Source organism: Vibrio sp. S457-15, from assembly GCF_000960545.1.
GTDB classification, from domain to species: domain Bacteria; phylum Pseudomonadota; class Gammaproteobacteria; order Enterobacterales; family Vibrionaceae; genus Vibrio; species Vibrio parahaemolyticus.
This window is the reverse complement of the sequence record NZ_JYOQ01000028.1, coordinates 97,648-114,110: the sequence shown is the minus strand read 5'-3', so window position 1 is coordinate 114,110 and position 16,463 is coordinate 97,648. Positions and strand designations below refer to the sequence as shown.

Annotated in this window: 18 protein-coding genes; 10 read left to right on the top strand and 8 right to left on the bottom strand. The window is 44.3% G+C overall.

The window, feature by feature from the left end; translation table 11 throughout:
- Nucleotides 1-82: 82 nt before the first annotated feature.
- From nadC to yacG, 8 genes are all read left to right on the top strand, one after another.
- Nucleotides 83-970: a carboxylating nicotinate-nucleotide diphosphorylase gene (gene nadC / locus UF05_RS03425; protein ID WP_045545340.1), complete on the top strand. Its 888-nt coding sequence runs from the start codon at nt 83-85 to the stop codon at nt 968-970.
- Nucleotides 971-1,233: 263 nt separating this feature from the next.
- Entirely contained in the window at nt 1,234-1,704 is a 471-nt protein-coding gene (locus tag UF05_RS03420) for a pilin (protein WP_045545341.1), read from the top strand.
- Nucleotides 1,705-3,390 (top strand): type IV-A pilus assembly ATPase PilB, encoded by a 1,686-nt coding sequence (pilB, locus tag UF05_RS03415; protein ID WP_045545342.1) that lies wholly within the window; start codon nt 1,705-1,707, stop codon nt 3,388-3,390.
- A gap of 25 nt (nt 3,391-3,415) precedes the next feature.
- On the top strand, nt 3,416-4,639 hold the full coding sequence (locus UF05_RS03410; protein ID WP_029815938.1) for a type II secretion system F family protein: 1,224 nt from the start codon (nt 3,416-3,418) through the stop codon (nt 4,637-4,639).
- A gap of 64 nt (nt 4,640-4,703) precedes the next feature.
- Entirely contained in the window at nt 4,704-5,573 is an 870-nt protein-coding gene (locus tag UF05_RS03405) for a prepilin peptidase (protein ID WP_025533026.1), read from the top strand.
- Entirely contained in the window at nt 5,574-6,188 is a 615-nt protein-coding gene (gene coaE / locus UF05_RS03400; protein WP_005480887.1) for a dephospho-CoA kinase, read from the top strand.
- A gap of 27 nt (nt 6,189-6,215) precedes the next feature.
- Nucleotides 6,216-6,956, top strand: a complete 741-nt coding sequence (gene zapD, locus UF05_RS03395; RefSeq protein ID WP_045545343.1) for a cell division protein ZapD — start codon at nt 6,216-6,218, stop codon at nt 6,954-6,956.
- Between the two features lie 68 nt (nt 6,957-7,024).
- A complete protein-coding gene (yacG, locus tag UF05_RS03390; protein WP_005462546.1) occupies nt 7,025-7,219 on the top strand; it encodes a DNA gyrase inhibitor YacG in 195 nt (64 codons plus the stop codon).
- A gap of 343 nt (nt 7,220-7,562) precedes the next feature.
- Here yacG and rplS read toward each other — a convergent pair whose 3' ends face one another.
- The 5 genes from rplS to ffh all read right to left on the bottom strand — a co-directional run bounded on the left by rplS (nt 7,563) and on the right by ffh (nt 11,146).
- Nucleotides 7,563-7,916 (bottom strand): 50S ribosomal protein L19, encoded by a 354-nt coding sequence (gene rplS / locus UF05_RS03385; RefSeq protein WP_005462554.1) that lies wholly within the window; start codon nt 7,914-7,916, stop codon nt 7,563-7,565.
- Between the two features lie 41 nt (nt 7,917-7,957).
- The gene (trmD, locus tag UF05_RS03380) at nt 7,958-8,701 is read right to left on the bottom strand and encodes a tRNA (guanosine(37)-N1)-methyltransferase TrmD (RefSeq protein ID WP_005462562.1); all 744 of its coding nucleotides are present in this window, start codon (nt 8,699-8,701) and stop codon (nt 7,958-7,960) included.
- 27 nt (nt 8,702-8,728) lie between these two features.
- Nucleotides 8,729-9,277, bottom strand: coding sequence for a ribosome maturation factor RimM (rimM, locus tag UF05_RS03375; RefSeq protein WP_005462552.1), 549 nt, complete (start codon nt 9,275-9,277; stop codon nt 8,729-8,731).
- Nucleotides 9,278-9,305: 28 nt separating this feature from the next.
- A complete protein-coding gene (rpsP, locus tag UF05_RS03370) occupies nt 9,306-9,554 on the bottom strand; it encodes a 30S ribosomal protein S16 (protein WP_005379962.1) in 249 nt (82 codons plus the stop codon).
- Nucleotides 9,555-9,763: 209 nt separating this feature from the next.
- Nucleotides 9,764-11,146 carry a signal recognition particle protein gene (ffh, locus tag UF05_RS03365; protein ID WP_005462555.1) on the bottom strand — a complete coding sequence of 461 codons (1,383 nt, stop codon included), beginning with the start codon at nt 11,144-11,146 and terminating at the stop codon, nt 9,764-9,766.
- A gap of 212 nt (nt 11,147-11,358) precedes the next feature.
- On the opposite strand from ffh, the gene UF05_RS03360 reads away from it, so the two are divergent.
- A complete protein-coding gene (locus tag UF05_RS03360; RefSeq protein WP_005462565.1) occupies nt 11,359-12,153 on the top strand; it encodes a cytochrome C assembly family protein in 795 nt (264 codons plus the stop codon).
- 125 nt (nt 12,154-12,278) lie between these two features.
- The gene (locus UF05_RS03355) at nt 12,279-13,559 is read left to right on the top strand and encodes an HlyC/CorC family transporter (protein ID WP_005462557.1); all 1,281 of its coding nucleotides are present in this window, start codon (nt 12,279-12,281) and stop codon (nt 13,557-13,559) included.
- Between the two features lie 61 nt (nt 13,560-13,620).
- Here UF05_RS03355 and luxS read toward each other — a convergent pair whose 3' ends face one another.
- From luxS to gshA, 3 genes are all read right to left on the bottom strand, one after another.
- Nucleotides 13,621-14,139, bottom strand: a complete 519-nt coding sequence (gene luxS, locus UF05_RS03350) for an S-ribosylhomocysteine lyase (protein WP_029816118.1) — start codon at nt 14,137-14,139, stop codon at nt 13,621-13,623.
- Between the two features lie 66 nt (nt 14,140-14,205).
- The gene (locus tag UF05_RS03345) at nt 14,206-14,811 is read right to left on the bottom strand and encodes a transglycosylase SLT domain-containing protein (RefSeq protein WP_025607588.1); all 606 of its coding nucleotides are present in this window, start codon (nt 14,809-14,811) and stop codon (nt 14,206-14,208) included.
- 24 nt (nt 14,812-14,835) lie between these two features.
- Nucleotides 14,836-16,404 carry a glutamate--cysteine ligase gene (gene gshA / locus UF05_RS03340; RefSeq protein WP_015297257.1) on the bottom strand — a complete coding sequence of 523 codons (1,569 nt, stop codon included), beginning with the start codon at nt 16,402-16,404 and terminating at the stop codon, nt 14,836-14,838.
- Between the last annotated feature and the right edge of the window lie 59 nt (nt 16,405-16,463).

Genomic DNA, 16,463 nt, shown 5'->3' with positions numbered 1-16,463 from the left:
ATAGTTTGCAAATTAACTGCTGAAATTATTGACACCGGAGAGTATCATTCGATGCCATCTCCCTTTCAAGACTAGATTTGCGATGAAGAACACACACAACAGCCAAGAACGCCTAGAATACCTCAAGCAACAACTTCCTTTAGAAATCACCCGCTCTGTCGCCGATACCTTAAAAGAAGATCTAGGTGGCACGTTGGATGCGTCACAAGATATCACCGCATCTCTTATTCCTGCTGATGCAATGAATACCGCAACCATCATCACTCGTGAACACGGTGTGTTTTGTGGTCAAGCTTGGGCAGATGAAGTATTTAAACAGCTTGGCGGCAAAGTCACTATCGAATGGCATGTAAAAGATGGCGATAAAGTCGAGCCAAAACAAACACTTTGCACGCTAACAGGCCCAGCTCGTGACCTATTAACGGGTGAGCGCAACGCAATGAATTTTATTCAAACCCTTTCTGGCTGTGCAACAACAACCGCTGAGTATGCAGCAAAAATCGCGCATACCGATTGTCGTTTGTTAGACACTCGCAAAACCATTCCGGGTCTTCGAAGTGCGCTGAAGTACGCCGTTGCTTGTGGTGGTGGTTTTAACCATCGTATCGGAGTGTTCGACGCTTACCTCATCAAAGAAAACCACATCATCGCTTGTGGCGGAATTACTCAAGCAATCACCACAGCAAAAGAGCTCAATCCTGGCAAACCAGTAGAAGTAGAAACAGAAAGCCTGGCTGAGCTACAAGAAGCGATCGACGCAGGTGCCGACATCATCATGCTAGATAACTTCACCAAAGAAATGATGCGTGAAGCCGTAGAGATTAACGCAGGCCGTGCCGCTTTAGAAAACTCAGGTAACATCACTCTAGATACTATCGCTGAATACGCAGAAACCGGAGTCGATTACATTTCGGTAGGCGCACTAACTAAGCATCTAAAAGCGATGGATCTTTCGATGCGCTTCAAATAACACAAGCAATAAAATTTAAATTACTTCAACTAACTCAGTAAGTTGTGAGTAATTCATCATTAAAAAGGGCCACTAGGCCCTTTCTTTTTATCCACTAAAAAAATAGCACTACTCGCAAAACTCTGCATACGATATGCAACTTTCCACCAAAGAGTTTTACCTCACTCGAGACCCCATCTCTTCCCCATTTTCAACCTTTATGAAGTCTCCATAATCCTTCGCTAATGCAAGGGCATTATTTATTTCATTAAGAAGGAAAGAAAATGAAACACAGTAAACAAAAAAAACAACAGGGCTTTACTCTGATTGAATTAATGATTGTAGTGGCAGTAATTGGTGTCTTGGCGGCGATTGCAATGCCACAATACCAGAAGTACGTTGCTAAAAGTGAAGTAGCCTCAGCATTGGCAACGCTAACCGGAGCAAAAACGAACGTTGAGGCATACACTGTTGAAAACGGACTTTTCCCAGATGGCTCTAGTCAGGATCAAACAACTACTGATCTAGGTATTCCAACAATGCCTCTTGGAAGCGTTGCGTTTACTCCTAGCAGCACAGGCGATGGTGGAACAATGGCATTTACATTTTTCACGACGGCAAGCGCTGGCGTAAGTAGCCTTGTTTCAGGTAAAGGTTTTACCCTTACACGAGCTGATACTTCAGGGCAGTGGACGTGTGCAACAGCCACAACTAGCGGCGTTGAGTCAGAACTCCTTCCAAAGTCTTGCAAGTAAATGCATACAAAACTCTCAACGGTTCTTCGTCAAAAAGGATTACTGACGTTTTCCCAAGAAGAATCGTTAATAGAGCAAGTTAAAGCTTCTGGCATCTCGATGCCGGAAGCTTTACTCAGTTCTGGATTCTTCACGTCAAGCGAACTGGCCAAGCACTTAAGTTCTATTTTTTGCTTAAGTCAGCCCGAGTTATCTCAATATGAATATGCTTCTCTTTGCCAACAGCTCGGCCTACGTGAATTAATCACGCGACATAATGCACTCCCGCTCCGCCGTACTCCTTCAACGTTATTGTTAGCGGTTGCCGACCCCACGAATCAACAAGCTGAAGATGATTTCCGCTTTGCCACTGGTTTACAGGTTGAATTGGTGTTGGCGGATTTTCGTCAACTCAGTGCAGCAATTCGACGCTTATATGGTCGTTCATTGAGTCATGAAAAGTCTGGGTTAAAAGAGATCAACCAAGAAGAGCTAGCGAGTCTCGTGGATGTCGGTGCAGATGAAATCGACAATATCGAAGATTTGAGCCAAGACGAGTCGCCCGTTAGCCGCTACATCAACCAAATTCTGTTGGACGCTGTACGCAAAGGCGCATCCGATATCCACTTTGAACCTTATGAAAAGATGTACCGAGTTCGTCTACGTTGCGATGGCATTTTGATCGAAACTCAGCAACCGCCAAATCACTTGAGTCGTCGCTTATCAGCTCGTATAAAAATTCTCTCTAAACTTGATATTGCCGAGCGACGTTTACCACAAGATGGGCGAATTAAACTCAAACTGAATCAAGACACCGCGATTGATATGCGGGTATCCACTCTACCTACCTTGTTTGGAGAGAAGATCGTACTACGACTGCTCGATAGCAGCTCTGCATCACTGGATATCGACAAGCTTGGTTATAGTGAGCAACAAAAACAGCTGTATTTAGAGGCTCTGCGTCGTCCACAAGGTATGATTCTGATGACAGGTCCAACAGGAAGCGGCAAAACCGTTTCGTTGTACACTGGGTTAAATATTCTCAATAAACCAGAGATCAACATCTCCACAGCGGAAGACCCGGTGGAAATTAACTTATCGGGTATTAACCAAGTTCAAGTCCAACCTAAGATTGGTTTTGGCTTTGCAGAAGCTCTACGTTCTTTTCTGCGTCAAGATCCCGATGTGGTCATGGTGGGTGAGATTCGAGACCTAGATACTGCGGAAATCGCCATCAAGGCGTCCCAAACCGGTCACTTAGTGCTCTCTACTTTGCATACCAACTCTGCAGCTGAAACCATCATTCGTTTATCAAACATGGGCGTAGAAAGTTTTAACCTCGCCTCTTCGCTTAGCTTGATTATTGCCCAACGCCTAGCTCGCAAACTTTGTCCATATTGTAAACAACCGCAAGAGCATACCGTTCAACTTCAGCACCTAGGCATTCAAACAACTGACAAAATTTTTAGAGCCAATCCAGATGGTTGCAACGAATGCACCCATGGTTATTCTGGCCGGACGGGTATCTATGAAGTCATGCGCTTTGATGAATCTCTATCCGAAGCTCTTATTAAAGGAGCCTCGGTACATGAACTGGAAAAGCTTGCCATTGCGAACGGCATGAGCACCTTGCAAATGTCCGGAATAGAAAAACTCAAACAAGGCATCACAAGCTTTAGTGAGTTACAACGCGTGCTCTATTTCTAATCCTTTAATCAGCAGTTACCCCCCTATGAAAACTACGACACCACAATTAAAGAACTTCCGTTGGAAAGGCGTCAACAGCTCAGGGAAAAAGACCTCTGGTCAAACTCTGGCAATGAGCGAAATCGAAGTACGAGAGCGCTTAGATGCCCAGCACATCAAAATCAAAAAGCTAAAGAAAAGCAGCATCTCTTTTTTGACCAAACTTAGCCATCGCGTAAAAGGGAAAGACATCACGGTTTTCACTCGTCAAATCTCAACGATGCTGGTAACCGGTGTGCCGCTAGTACAAGCATTGAAATTGGTCTCTGATAACCACAAAAAGGCGGAAATGAAATCCATTTTGATGAGTGTAACTCGGGCTGTTGAAGCGGGTACACCGATGTCTAAAGCGATGCGTACCGCCAGTAACCATTTTGACCCGCTGTATACCGACCTGATTGCGACAGGAGAACAATCGGGCAACTTAGCCGAAGTGTTCGAACGCTTAGCCACCTACAGGGAAAAAAATGAGCAGCTTAGAGCCAAAGTGATCAAGGCTCTAATATATCCAGCCATGGTTGTTCTAGTTGCACTGGGAGTATCGTTTATCATGCTAACCAAGGTCATTCCCGAGTTTGAAAAAATGTTTGTTGGCTTTGGCGCTGAATTGCCATGGTTTACAAGGCAAGTCTTAGATCTTTCCGCTTGGACACAAAACTGGAGCCCATTTATCGCACTTGGCTCCATCAGTGTATTTATCTCCGCGAGAGTACTCTCTAAGCGTTCAGATTCTTTTCGTTTAATGCTCAACCGATCTGTACTTAAGTTTCCAGTCCTTGGGGCAGTTTTATCGAAAGCCGCTATCGCAAAATTTAGTCGAACACTCGCTACGAGCTTTACGGCGGGCATTCCGATTCTAACCAGTTTAAAAACCACCTCGAAAACGTCCGGAAATATGCATTATCAATTGGCTATCGAAGAGGTTTATCGCGATACCGCAGCAGGAATGCCGATGTATGTTGCAATGCGCAATTGCAACGTGTTCCCTGAGTTGGTGCTGCAAATGGTTATGATAGGCGAAGAATCCGGCCGACTTGACGATATGCTCAATAAAGTTGCCACAATTTACGAGTTTGAAGTGGACAACACCGTCGATAACCTCAGTAAAATCTTAGAGCCATTGATTATCGTTTTTTTAGGTATCGTTGTCGGTGGCTTGGTCACAGCAATGTACTTGCCAATCTTTAACTTAATGAGTGTATTGGGCTAGAATGAGCCGTTAATCCCTTCAAAATAGCATGTTGCTGATTTGACTTATCGCTCAAGAGACAAATATGGAAGTGTTCCAGTACTACCCTTGGCTATTCGTTGTGTTTGCCAGTATCTTCGGTTTAATTGTGGGTAGTTTTCTTAATGTGGTCATTTATCGGCTACCTAAAATCATGGAATTAGAATGGCGCCGTGAATGCGCCGAATCATTCCCTGAATATAAGATTAAGCCACCTCAAGAAGTTTTGACATTGAGCGTGCCTCGCTCTTCGTGCCAAAACTGCGCGACGCCAATTCGTATTCGAGACAATATTCCAGTAATCAGCTGGCTATTGTTAAAAGGAAAATGCCATCATTGCCATACCGCAATTAGTCCTCGCTATCCGCTGATAGAATTACTCACTGCAGCGTGCGCTGGTTTTGTGGCTTATCATTTCGGCTTTAGCTACTTTACGGTTGCGTTAATCTTTTTCACATTTGTCTTAATAGCCGCGACTTTTATCGATCTCGATACTATGCTGCTACCGGACCAATTAACATTACCATTAACTTGGGCTGGCATTGCGTTAGCATTAACAGAAATAAGCCCTGTTAGTCTACAAGACGCCGTAATTGGTGCGATTGCCGGTTATTTGTGTCTTTGGTCAGTATATTGGGGGTTCAAACTGCTTACTGGTAAAGAAGGCATGGGTTACGGTGATTTTAAATTGCTGGCTGCCCTTGGCGCTTGGCTAGGATGGCAATCATTACCAATGATCATCCTACTTTCTTCCGTCGTCGGTGTTATATTCGGGCTCGTTCAGTTACGACTACAAAAACAAGGTATAGAGAGAGCTTTCCCTTTCGGCCCATATTTAGCGATTGCAGGATGGGTAAGCTTAATCTGGGGCGACCAAATTCTAAGTTGGTACTTCACGTCAATTTTAGGGGTGTAAATGGCTTTGGTAATAGGCTTAACGGGGGGTATCGCCAGCGGTAAAACTACCGTAGCGAATCTGTTCAAGCAGCAGTTTAAAATTGATATTGTCGATGCAGATATTGTCGCACGAGAAGTCGTCGAACCAGGAACTCCCGGGTTAAATGCAATCATTCAACATTTTGGTCAAGACATTACGCATGACGACAACACCTTAGATCGTGCCAAGTTACGCGAAAAAATCTTTTCTAATCCAGAAGAAAAAGCTTGGCTCAATGCATTGTTACATCCGATCATTCGAGAAAAAATGATAGAAGACCTTCAACAGGTCACGTCGGATTATGCGTTATTGGTCGTGCCATTACTCGTTGAAAACAACCTCGATAGTTTGTGCGATCGTGTCCTCGTTGTAGATGTAGAACCTGAAACTCAAATTTCTCGCACCGTTAAACGCGACAACGTAAGTGAAGAGCAAGCACATGCGATTCTCGCCTCTCAAGCTTCGAGACAGCAGAGACTCGATATCGCTGACGATGTGGTTAAAAACAATCCAAATGACCCAGATCTTTTGCTTCAAATCACAGATTTGCACGAAAAGTACCTAGCCATGTGTAAGAAAAATCTGCGAAAATAGGAATGAAACTCACCAAGGCTTATGTCGATGACCACGCACAAATTTGAACATCCGTTAAATGAGAAAACTCGTATTTATCTAAGAGTAGAGTCTCTGCTGCGTCAGGCTCACTTGGCCTCTGGTTTTACCGATAATCACCAGTATCAACTTTTTTTCCGTGCTCTTTTTGACATGGTAGAGATCTTCGAACAGATCCAACTAAAAAGTGAATTGGCTAAAGATCTTGAGAAACAGCGCCTCTCCTATCGCCATTGGCTAAATGTAGAAGGTGTTGATCAAGAAGCCCTCAATTCGTTACTCAATGAAATTGATGTGGTTTATAGTCAATTAATGGGTGCGGAGCGTTTTGGTCAAGCGTTAAAAGAAGATCGCTTCCTTAGCTCTATTCGCCAACGTTTCAATCTGCCAGGAGGCTCGTGCTGCTTTGATTTACCTGCATTACACTATTGGCTTCATCTGCCTATTGAACGTAAAAAGCATGATGCCAACCAATGGCAAAAGAGTTTGAAACCGCTTTCCGATGCGCTCACCTTGTGGCTAAAACTTGCTCGTGAAACCGGTCATTTTAAAGCCCAAATCGCGCGCGCAGGATTCTTCCAAAGTGACGCAGATGAAGCAAATATCCTCCGACTTCATATTCCAATGAAGTATGGCGTCTACCCTATGATTTCAGGTCATAAAAATCGTTTTGCGATTAAATTTATGGCTTTTGAAAATGGTCAGGCATGCACACAAGATGTCGAGTTTGAATTAGCCGTTTGTAGCTAATCAAAACATCAGGCTATTATTCTAAATACTTCGCTTTAATACCAAGATTACAATGGGACGATTCAACCATGTCTAAAATTACTATCGTTCAATGCCCTCAATGTGGTACCGACGTTGAATGGGGAGAACAAAGTCCTCATCGCCCTTTCTGTAGTAAAAAATGCCAAATGATCGATTTTGGTGAATGGGCAGATGAAGAAAATGCCATTGCTGGCGCCCCAGATATGTCAGACAGTGACGGCTGGTCAGAAGATCAATACTAGGTTCTAGGTTCTAAAAGTTGAGAAAGTTGGCGTGAAAGCGTCAACTTTTTTATTGCCTGTCGAAAAACTTTCCCTGAAGGCTTCTCCACTACTATAGGGGGTGTAACCTTTCAAGTTACAGTTCCACTCTATATCAGCGGATTAAGTAAGTTATTTAAACACAAGCAATTTGTTTAGCGCAGAACGCAGATATTTTTCTTGCTACCTAGGAAGAGGCGCGGAGTGTACGCCAGTACATGAGCACCGATGACAACGGTAGAAAGAGAAATAGCCAGTTATGAGGCAAACATAAAAAAAACGGAGCCCAAAAGGGCTCCGTTTAATGAGAACGCTAGTTATAGCATTACTTCTTAGCAAGTTTCTCTTTGATACGAGCTGACTTACCAGAACGCTCACGTAGGTAGTACAACTTGGCACGACGTACTGCACCACGGCGTTTAACTTCGATGCTATCAACGATTGGAGAGTGTGTTTGGAACGTACGCTCAACACCTTCACCGTTAGAGATCTTACGTACAGTGAAAGCAGAGTGCAGGCCACGGTTACGGATTGCGATTACAACGCCTTCGAAAGCCTGTAGACGCTCACGGTCACCTTCTTTAACTTTAACCTGAACTACAACAGTGTCACCTGGTGCAAATTTAGGTAGGCCTGATTTCATTTGCTCTTCTTCAAGAGCCTTGATGATGTTACTCATTTTTAAAATTCCTAGAATAAACTGATACTAAATAAATTAGGTTACTTTGCATTATGCTCACTAATGAACTCTGCAAGTAATTGTTCCTGTTCGTCAGTCAGAGCTAGGTTTTCCAGGAGCTCTGGTCTTCTAAGCCAAGTTCGGCCCAGCGACTGCTTTAGTCGCCATTGACGAATGTCCTTGTGATTGCCTGACATCAGTACCGATGGCACCTCTTTGTCATCCAATACTTCTGGACGCGTATAGTGAGGGCAATCTAGCAAGCCATTAGCAAAAGAATCTTCTTCTGCTGACGCAAAATCTCCTAATACGCCCGGAATAAACCGAGATACAGAATCAATTAACGTCATGGCTGGTATCTCACCACCCGTCATCACAAAATCCCCAATCGACCATTCTTCGTCGACTTCAGATTGAATGATGCGCTCATCTACCCCTTCATAACGACCACAAATCAGAAGCAAATTCTCATTTGTTGCCAGTTCTTCGACTCCTTTTTGGTCGAGCTTACGACCTTGAGGAGAGAGGTAAATGACTTTCGTTTTACCCGGTGAGGCTTTCTTAGCGGTATGAATGGCATCGCGCAAAGGCTGAACCATCATTAACATACCAGGGCCACCACCGTAAGGTCGGTCATCGACAGTGCGATGTTTGTCGTGAGTGAAATCGCGAGGATTCCATGTCTCAATCGACAAAAGACCTTTTTTAACCGCTTGACCTGTTACTCCAAAATCAGTAACAGAACGGAACATTTCAGGAAAAAGGCTAATAACGCCAACCCACATGTTTATCTCGCTCTGTAATTTTGGAGATTAGAATCCAGGATCCCAGTCAACTTCGATCCGTTGAGCTTCGCGATCAACTTTGATGATCACTTGCTCTTCAAGGAACGGAATTAGTCGTTCCTTTTGCCCGAAAGCATCTTTAAGATTTGCTTTAACAACCAGAACATCGTTTGAGCCAGTTTCTAGCATGTCAGTAACGACACCTAGATCGTAACCTTTAGTGGTTACTACGTGCATTCCAAACAATTCACGCCAGTAGAATTCATCTTCTGACAATTCAGGAAGTACTGCAGGGTCAATAGCAATTTCAAAGTTAGTCATTAAATGCGCGTCTTCACGAACATCCATGCCTTCCAGCTTAGCCACCATACCTTTGTTATGGCGCTTCCAGCTTTCTACTTTGTACTCAACCCACTTGCCCTTTTGGTTAATATACCAAGGGCTGTAATCGAAAATGCTTTCAGCATTGTCTGTGTAGGAAAAAACCTTAAGCCAACCTCGAATGCCGTAAGTAGCACCAAACTTGCCTACAACAATCTTTTCGTTGCTCATTGTTTCTTTACCTTTCATCGACATAAACTAGTTTCTACTTCTGAAGTAAAAATTAAGCCGCTTTTTGAGCGTCTTTAACTAGCTTAGCAACGCGGTCAGATACAGACGCGCCTTGACCAACCCAGTGGTTAACGCGGTCTAGGTCTAGACGTAGACCTTCTTCTTGACCTTTAGCAGTTGGGTTGAAGAAACCAACTTTCTCGATGAAACGGCCAGTTGCAGCGTTGCGGCTGTCCGCTACTACGATTTGATAAAATGGACGCTTCTTAGCGCCGTGACGTGCCAAACGAATGGTTACCATGTCGTCCTCTTTGCTTTCTCAAAAATAAAATTAACCCCAAAAACCGTTCAATAACCTGAACAATCTGGGGTCTCGTGCCAAAATAAAGCTCCGGAATTTTACTCTTATCCCGGAGCAATGCAAGGGTTTAGTTACTTTTTCACCAACATAAATCGAAATTCAAGTTTGTGACGCAGCTAACACCCTGAAACTATAGTCACATCGATGAATTATCGACCAAATGGATTGAAGCCGCCGCCACCACCCATACCGCCCATCATGCCTTGCATGTTACGCATCATGCCTTTCATGCCGCCCTTCTGCATTTTCTTCATCATCTTCTGCATTTGGGTGAACTGCTTCAGTAGACGGTTAACATCTTGAACCTGTACACCTGAACCTGCAGCGATACGCTTTTTACGCGAACCTTTAATGATTTCAGGACGTTGACGCTCTTTCATCGTCATTGAGCTGATGATCGCTTCCATTTGCTTAAACATCTTGTCATCGACTTTGTCTTTCACGTCAGATGGTAGCTGAGACATACCTGGTAGCTTGTCTAGCATGCCCATCATGCCACCCATGTTTTGCATTTGACCTAGCTGTTCACGGAAGTCTTCAAGGTCGAAACCTTTCTTCTCTTTGAACTTCTTCGCTAGCTTCTCTGCTTTTTCTTGGTCAACATTGCGTTGTAGGTCTTCAATCAAAGACAGAACGTCGCCCATGCCAAGAATACGCGATGCAACACGATCAGGGTGGAATGGTTCTAGTGCGTCAGTTTTCTCACCGACACCTAAGAACTTAATTGGCTTGCCCGTGATATGACGAACTGACAGCGCAGCACCACCACGCGCATCACCATCAACCTTAGTAAGAATCACACCAGTAAGTGGTAGTGCATCACCAAAGGCTTTTGCTGTGTTCGCCGCATCTTGACCTGTCATTGCATCAACAACGAACAGCGTCTCAACAGGATTGATAGCTGAGTGAAGATCTTTGATCTCCCCCATCATCTCTTCATCGATAGCCAAACGACCAGCGGTATCGACAATTAATACGTCGTAGAATTTCTTCTTCGCGTGGTCGATTGCTGCGTTAGCAATATCAAGTGGCTTTTGATCTGGTGAAGATGGGAAGAAGTCGACACCGATGTCTGATGCTAGTGTTTCTAACTGTTTGATCGCCGCAGGACGGTAAACGTCGGCAGACACCACAAGCACTTTCTTCTTATCGCGCTCTTTTAGAAGCTTAGATAGCTTACCTACCGATGTGGTTTTACCCGCACCTTGTAGACCTGCCATCAAAAGTACTGCTGGCGGCTGTGCTGCTAGGTTAAGCGCTTCGTTAGACTCACCCATTACCGCTTCAAGCTCTGCTTGAACGATCTTGATGAATTCTTGGCCCGGAGTTAAGGATTTAGAAACTTCTACGCCAACCGCTTTTTCTTTAACGCGGTTTACGAATTCGCGAACAACAGGAAGTGCAACGTCAGCCTCTAAAAGGGCCATACGAACTTCACGTAGGGTTTCTTTAATGTTGTCTTCGGTCAGACGACCTTTGCCACTGATATTTTTCAGCGTTTTGGATAATCGATCCGTTAAATTCTCAAACATCTTTGTCTCTTCGCTAAAATGGCGATTAATTAGGGTGAGTATACCTTAGCCAACGTCACAGTCATACCCGAACACTACTCTTATAACTAAGTTGAGGGCTAACTTGTTAATTTCAATATCTCATCTCTCATGATTGATGACGCATATAACGTAGCCCCAAAGAGTAATGCAAGGTATAATTTCGTCACCGTGCACAACAACATTTAGGATTCATGGATAGCTTAATTGCCATCGCGGCCGCCATGCTCTACGTTTTGGCGATTGCGACCATCATACCTGGACTCTCTCAACAGTCAGGAATCAAAGCAAAAACAGTGTTTGCCAGTGCTGCCTGTGCGCTTGTTTTTCATGCGTGGATTTTGAGTGACCTGATATTTGATGGTTCTGGTCAAAACCTGAGTATTCTTAACGTCGCGTCTTTGATCAGTTTTATTATTTCGCTGGTCATGAGCATTGCAATGTTGAAAAACCGACTGTGGTTTTTATTGCCTGTCGTTTATAGCTTTGCTGCCATCAACTTAACTGCTGCCACATTTTTACCAAGCACGTTTGTCAAGCACTTAGAAAATGACCCGAAGCTACTCATTCATATCTCTTTTGCACTATTTTCTTATGCAACGCTCACCATCGGCGCTTTGTACGCGCTGCAATTGGCTTGGCTCGATCACAAATTAAAAGCGAAGAAGTCGCTGGCTATTAACCCTAATTTACCACCGCTGTTAATGGTTGAACGTCAGCTATTTAAAATCATTCTGATTGGTAACTTACTTCTAACAGGCACACTCATCACTGGTTTTGTGTTTGTACAAGACATGTTTGCGCAAGGCAAAGCGCATAAAGGTATTCTTTCCTTCATTGCGTGGATCGTTTATTCCATCTTACTTTGGGGCCACTACCATAAAGGTTGGCGCGGTCGAAAAGTAACGTGGTTTGCGGTTGCTGGTGCGACGTTATTAACGTTGGCCTATTTTGGCAGTCGTTTTGTAAAAGAAATCATCTTGAATTAAGGAGCTCTTGGGCTCCTTTATCCTTTATATTCGCGGACAGATAAAATACAGTACGCATTAATTCATTGAATTCGCAGCTCACTTTGCTGTTGAATTGCCAAAAACATACAAGGAACAGCTACGTTTTGGACGACATATCTACGGGTATCTTATTTGCGCTACTCGCGTGTCTTATCGTCATATCAGGTTATTTTTCTGGTTCAGAAACAGGGATGATGTCTTTGAACCGTTACCGCTTGAAGCACTTAGCGAAAAGTGGGCATAAGGGCGCCAAACGTGTCGAAAAGTTATTAGACCGACCAGATCGCTTGATTGGCCTTATTCTTATCGGCAACAACCTCGTGAACATTCTTGCTTCAGCAATTGCGACCATCATCGGCATGCGCCTGTACGGCGATTTAGGTGTCGCGATCGCAACGGGTGCGCTAACTATGGTTGTCTTGGTGTTTGCCGAAGTCACACCAAAAACCGTTGCAGCGCTGTATCCAGAGCGTGTTTCCTACGCGAGCAGCATCTTGCTCACTATCCTAATGAAAGTGCTATCACCGCTCGTAATGCTGGTGAACTTTATTACTAATGGTTTCATTCGTTTGCTTGGCGTGAAAGCTGATCACACGGTAGAGGATCATCTGAGTTCGGAAGAGTTACGCACGGTCGTAAATGAAGCTGGCGGACTTATCCCTCGTCGACACCAAGACATGTTGGTGTCTATTCTCGATCTCGAACACGTTACTGTAAATGACATTATGGTGCCACGTAATGAGATTACGGGTATCGATATTAACGATGACTGGAAATCCATTGTTCGTCAGTTAACACACTCGCCACACGGTCGAATCGTTTTTTATCGCGACCAAATCGATGAAGTGGTTGGTATGCTGCGTTTACGTGAAGCGTACCGTTTGATGCTAGAAAAGAACGAGTTTAACAAAGAAACGTTACTGCGCGCGGCAGATGAAGTGTATTACATTCCTGAAGGCACGCCGCTGAACGTACAAATGTTGAAGTTCCAGCGCAACAAGCAGCGCATCGGTCTGATCGTAGACGAGTACGGTGATATCATCGGTCTAATCACTCTTGAAGACATCCTAGAAGAGATCATTGGTGAGTTTACGACGTCTATTTCTCCTAGTTTGTCTGATGAAATCAGCCCACAAGGCGATGGTAGTTTCTTAATTGAAGGCAGCACCAATATCCGCGATATCAACAAAGGTTTGAAATGGGATTTACCTACCGATGGCCCTAGAACCTTGAATGGTCTGATTTTGGAACACCTAGAAGATATTCCAGAGAGTCATTTAAGTGTCCGTGTCGCGGGCCACCCAATGGAAATTGTTGAAATCGAAGAAAACCGAATCAAGTTAGTTCGAGTCTATCCGAAGAAGAAAAAATCAACGTCCAAATAACCAAAACAAAAAGCCTGACTCATGTCAGGCTTTTTGTTTTGTATTGCCGTTCCAAAAGAACTTAGTCTACGCGCAGCTCTTTTAGCATTGATTCTGGTAAAGCCAACTCGTCGTTTTTATTAACAGACACACCTGCGGCTAGAATGTTCTTGGCAATTTGCTGTGCTTCTTCTAAAGAATGCATCGCTGCAGTACCACACTGGTACTCATTTAGCTCAGGGATTTTGTTCTGGCTTTCCACTTTTAGCACATCTTCCATAGAAACAAGCCATGCGTCTGCGACTTGCTGTTCAGAAGGCGTACCAATGAGACTCATGTAAAAACCAGTGCGACATCCCATCGGTGAGATATCAATGATTTCCACACTGTCACCATTTAGGTGATTGCGCATGAAACCTGCGTACAAGTGCTCTAGTGTATGAATGCCTTTCTCTGAAAGAATGTCTTTGTTAGGCGCAGTGAAGCGTAAGTCGAAAACCGTAATGGTATCTCCTTTTGGAGTTTGCATGGTTTTCGCGACACGCACTGCTGGTGCATTCATGCGAGTGTGGTCTACGGTGAAGCTATCGAGTAAAGGCATTACATCTCTCCTGATTGTAATTCCAACACCTTGAGGTATTGGTTTGGTTTTTATACCCAAATGGGGTTAAAAGAACCAGCTGCTGTTGTCTTCCAGTTCCTGACGACATTGTTTCAGCTGCCAGCCATAAGTCTTTGCGGTTTGCTCAACGCGCCGAGCCACTTTCATCAAACTAGGCTTTCTTTTGTAAGTTCCACGTTTATAACCGCCTCGCCCTTCATGATAGGCCAGATACTGGTTATAAGGGTCCCACAATGAAATGCCTAACTGGCGACGAGTCTCGTGGGTATACCACCCAACAAACATTATCGAATCATCAAAATTGGTGCGCGAACCACCTTGTCCGGTGGAATCTTGGAAGTCATCCCAAGCTGGATTTTGAGCCTGTGCATAGCCATACGCACTGCTTACGCGTCCCCAAGGGATGAAACCCAATACGTAATCTTTGGGTGGTTTGGCATTATGGCGGAAGCTGCTTTCCTGCTTGATGATGGCCATGGCAACATGAATGGGCGTTCCCCACTCTTTTTCCATATCTTTCGCATCATCATACCAACCAGATTTTTCTCGGAATATCTCACATAGGTTATCTTGCTGTTTTGGTGGCGCTGTCGCACATCCCGCAAGCAACACACTTCCTAGAACCGATACAACCAACGGCTTAATGTTCAATTCCACCCAATCCTTACTTATTGATTATTGTTTTAGATAAGCGAAGTAGTTTTCCAGAAACTCGTCAAAAGATAACGTATCGCTTTCTTCCGCTTGTCGCTGTTTCTCAACTGAAGAAGCCACTTCCGTTTCCATTATATCTTGCGAGTAATGTTGGTAACCGTGAGCCAGATTTTCTTCACGGAACTTCATGCCAAGAGCACAACCTACTTTGCCAAGTCCACCAAGTTCTTTGGTTAGCTCAAGCAATTGGCCAGAAATCGTCAGTTCAGGGTTATCAATCCATGCTTCTAGCTTGTCACATACAGCTTGGTAAGCGTCGCCACCAGCCGCAGAATCCATCTCTACTGCAATTTGGCGCAACTCAACGAATACTCGCTTCGCCCAATCTTGCAAAGATAAGCGTTCACCTTGGCAACCGATTTGCAGCATCAAACCTTTTTCACGACCAGAGATGATCACTTTGTTCCAGTTGTCACGCCAGCATTCTAGTTCGCAGTTATCCATTGGGTCAGAATCTGACAACGCCGCCCACGTTAGGAAAAGATCTAAGAAACGAACTTGCTCTTCGCTAACACCAACGGCACTAAATGGGTTCACATCTAATGAGCGCACTTCAATGTATTCCACGCCCGCGCGACTCAATGCATCTGATGGCTTCTCACCACTTTTCGCTACGCGTTTTGGACGAATTGGTGCGTACAATTCATTTTCAATCTGGAGAATATTGGTATTGAGCTGACGGTACTCACCATCCACTTTTACTCCAATTTTTGCGAATTCTTCAGATGGTCGACGAATCGCATCACCTAAACCTTCAAGATATTGGTCAATACTGTTGAAACCAATTTTCAATACGCTTTGAGCACTGTTGGTATAACCAAGATCACTCAAGCGAAGAGACGTCGCTTTAGGAAGATACAGTGTCCCACCAATGCTTTCAAACGGGAGTTTAGTCTCACGGCCTTGAATGAACGAACCACATAACGCTGGCGATGCACCAAAGAAGTAAGGGATCATCCAACCAAAACGGTAATAGTTACGAATCAAAGCAAAGTAAGCAGCTGATTTGGTGTCTTGGCGAGCTTGCTCATCCTGCTCACCATAAAGCGCATCCCAAAATGACTCAGGGAATGAAAAGTTGAAGTGAACACCAGAAATAATCTGCATCAAGCTACCGTAACGGCGTTTTAGCCCCTCACGGTACAATGTTTTCATTTTCGCCGAGTTCGATGAACCGTACTGAGCAAGCTGAATATCATCTTCACTGCCGACATAACATGGCATAGAAAGCGGCCACATCTTTTCTTCGCCCATTTTGGTTTGAGTAAAATGGTGAATGTCTTTCAGTTGCGCCATCAATTCTGGAATGTCATGAGAAACCGGAGTGATGAACTCCAGCAACGATTCAGAAAAGTCGGTGGTGATCCATTTGTTTGTGAACGCTGAGCCCAAACCCTCTGGATGAGGCGTTGTTGCTAGGTGTCCATCCTGACGATAGCGCAAAGTTTCTCGCTCAACACCGCGTCCAAACTGCTTAAATACTTCGGGGTTTGATGCAACTTTTTTTAGTCGCGCAGCAAAATCAGTCAAAATGAGGTTCGCTTATATTAGGAGCAGGACACTTGTCGCTCGGGACAAGTGAAAGCTAA

Excerpts from the sequence above, each read along its gene's own strand:
- nadC (WP_045545340.1), top strand. The coding sequence starts at position 83 with ATGAAGAACACACACAACAGCCAAGAACGCCTAGAATACCTCAAGCAA.
- UF05_RS03420 (WP_045545341.1), top strand. The coding sequence starts at position 1,234 with ATGAAACACAGTAAACAAAAAAAACAACAGGGCTTTACTCTGATTGAA.
- pilB (WP_045545342.1), top strand. The coding sequence starts at position 1,705 with ATGCATACAAAACTCTCAACGGTTCTTCGTCAAAAAGGATTACTGACG.
- UF05_RS03410 (WP_029815938.1), top strand. The coding sequence starts at position 3,416 with ATGAAAACTACGACACCACAATTAAAGAACTTCCGTTGGAAAGGCGTC.
- UF05_RS03405 (WP_025533026.1), top strand. The coding sequence starts at position 4,704 with ATGGAAGTGTTCCAGTACTACCCTTGGCTATTCGTTGTGTTTGCCAGT.
- coaE (WP_005480887.1), top strand. The coding sequence starts at position 5,574 with ATGGCTTTGGTAATAGGCTTAACGGGGGGTATCGCCAGCGGTAAAACT.
- zapD (WP_045545343.1), top strand. The coding sequence starts at position 6,216 with ATGACCACGCACAAATTTGAACATCCGTTAAATGAGAAAACTCGTATT.
- yacG (WP_005462546.1), top strand. The coding sequence starts at position 7,025 with ATGTCTAAAATTACTATCGTTCAATGCCCTCAATGTGGTACCGACGTT.
- rplS (WP_005462554.1), bottom strand. The coding sequence starts at position 7,916 with ATGAGTAACATCATCAAGGCTCTTGAAGAAGAGCAAATGAAATCAGGC.
- trmD (WP_005462562.1), bottom strand. The coding sequence starts at position 8,701 with ATGTGGGTTGGCGTTATTAGCCTTTTTCCTGAAATGTTCCGTTCTGTT.
- rimM (WP_005462552.1), bottom strand. The coding sequence starts at position 9,277 with ATGTCGATGAAAGGTAAAGAAACAATGAGCAACGAAAAGATTGTTGTA.
- rpsP (WP_005379962.1), bottom strand. The coding sequence starts at position 9,554 with ATGGTAACCATTCGTTTGGCACGTCACGGCGCTAAGAAGCGTCCATTT.
- ffh (WP_005462555.1), bottom strand. The coding sequence starts at position 11,146 with ATGTTTGAGAATTTAACGGATCGATTATCCAAAACGCTGAAAAATATC.
- UF05_RS03360 (WP_005462565.1), top strand. The coding sequence starts at position 11,359 with ATGGATAGCTTAATTGCCATCGCGGCCGCCATGCTCTACGTTTTGGCG.
- luxS (WP_029816118.1), bottom strand. The coding sequence starts at position 14,139 with ATGCCTTTACTCGATAGCTTCACCGTAGACCACACTCGCATGAATGCA.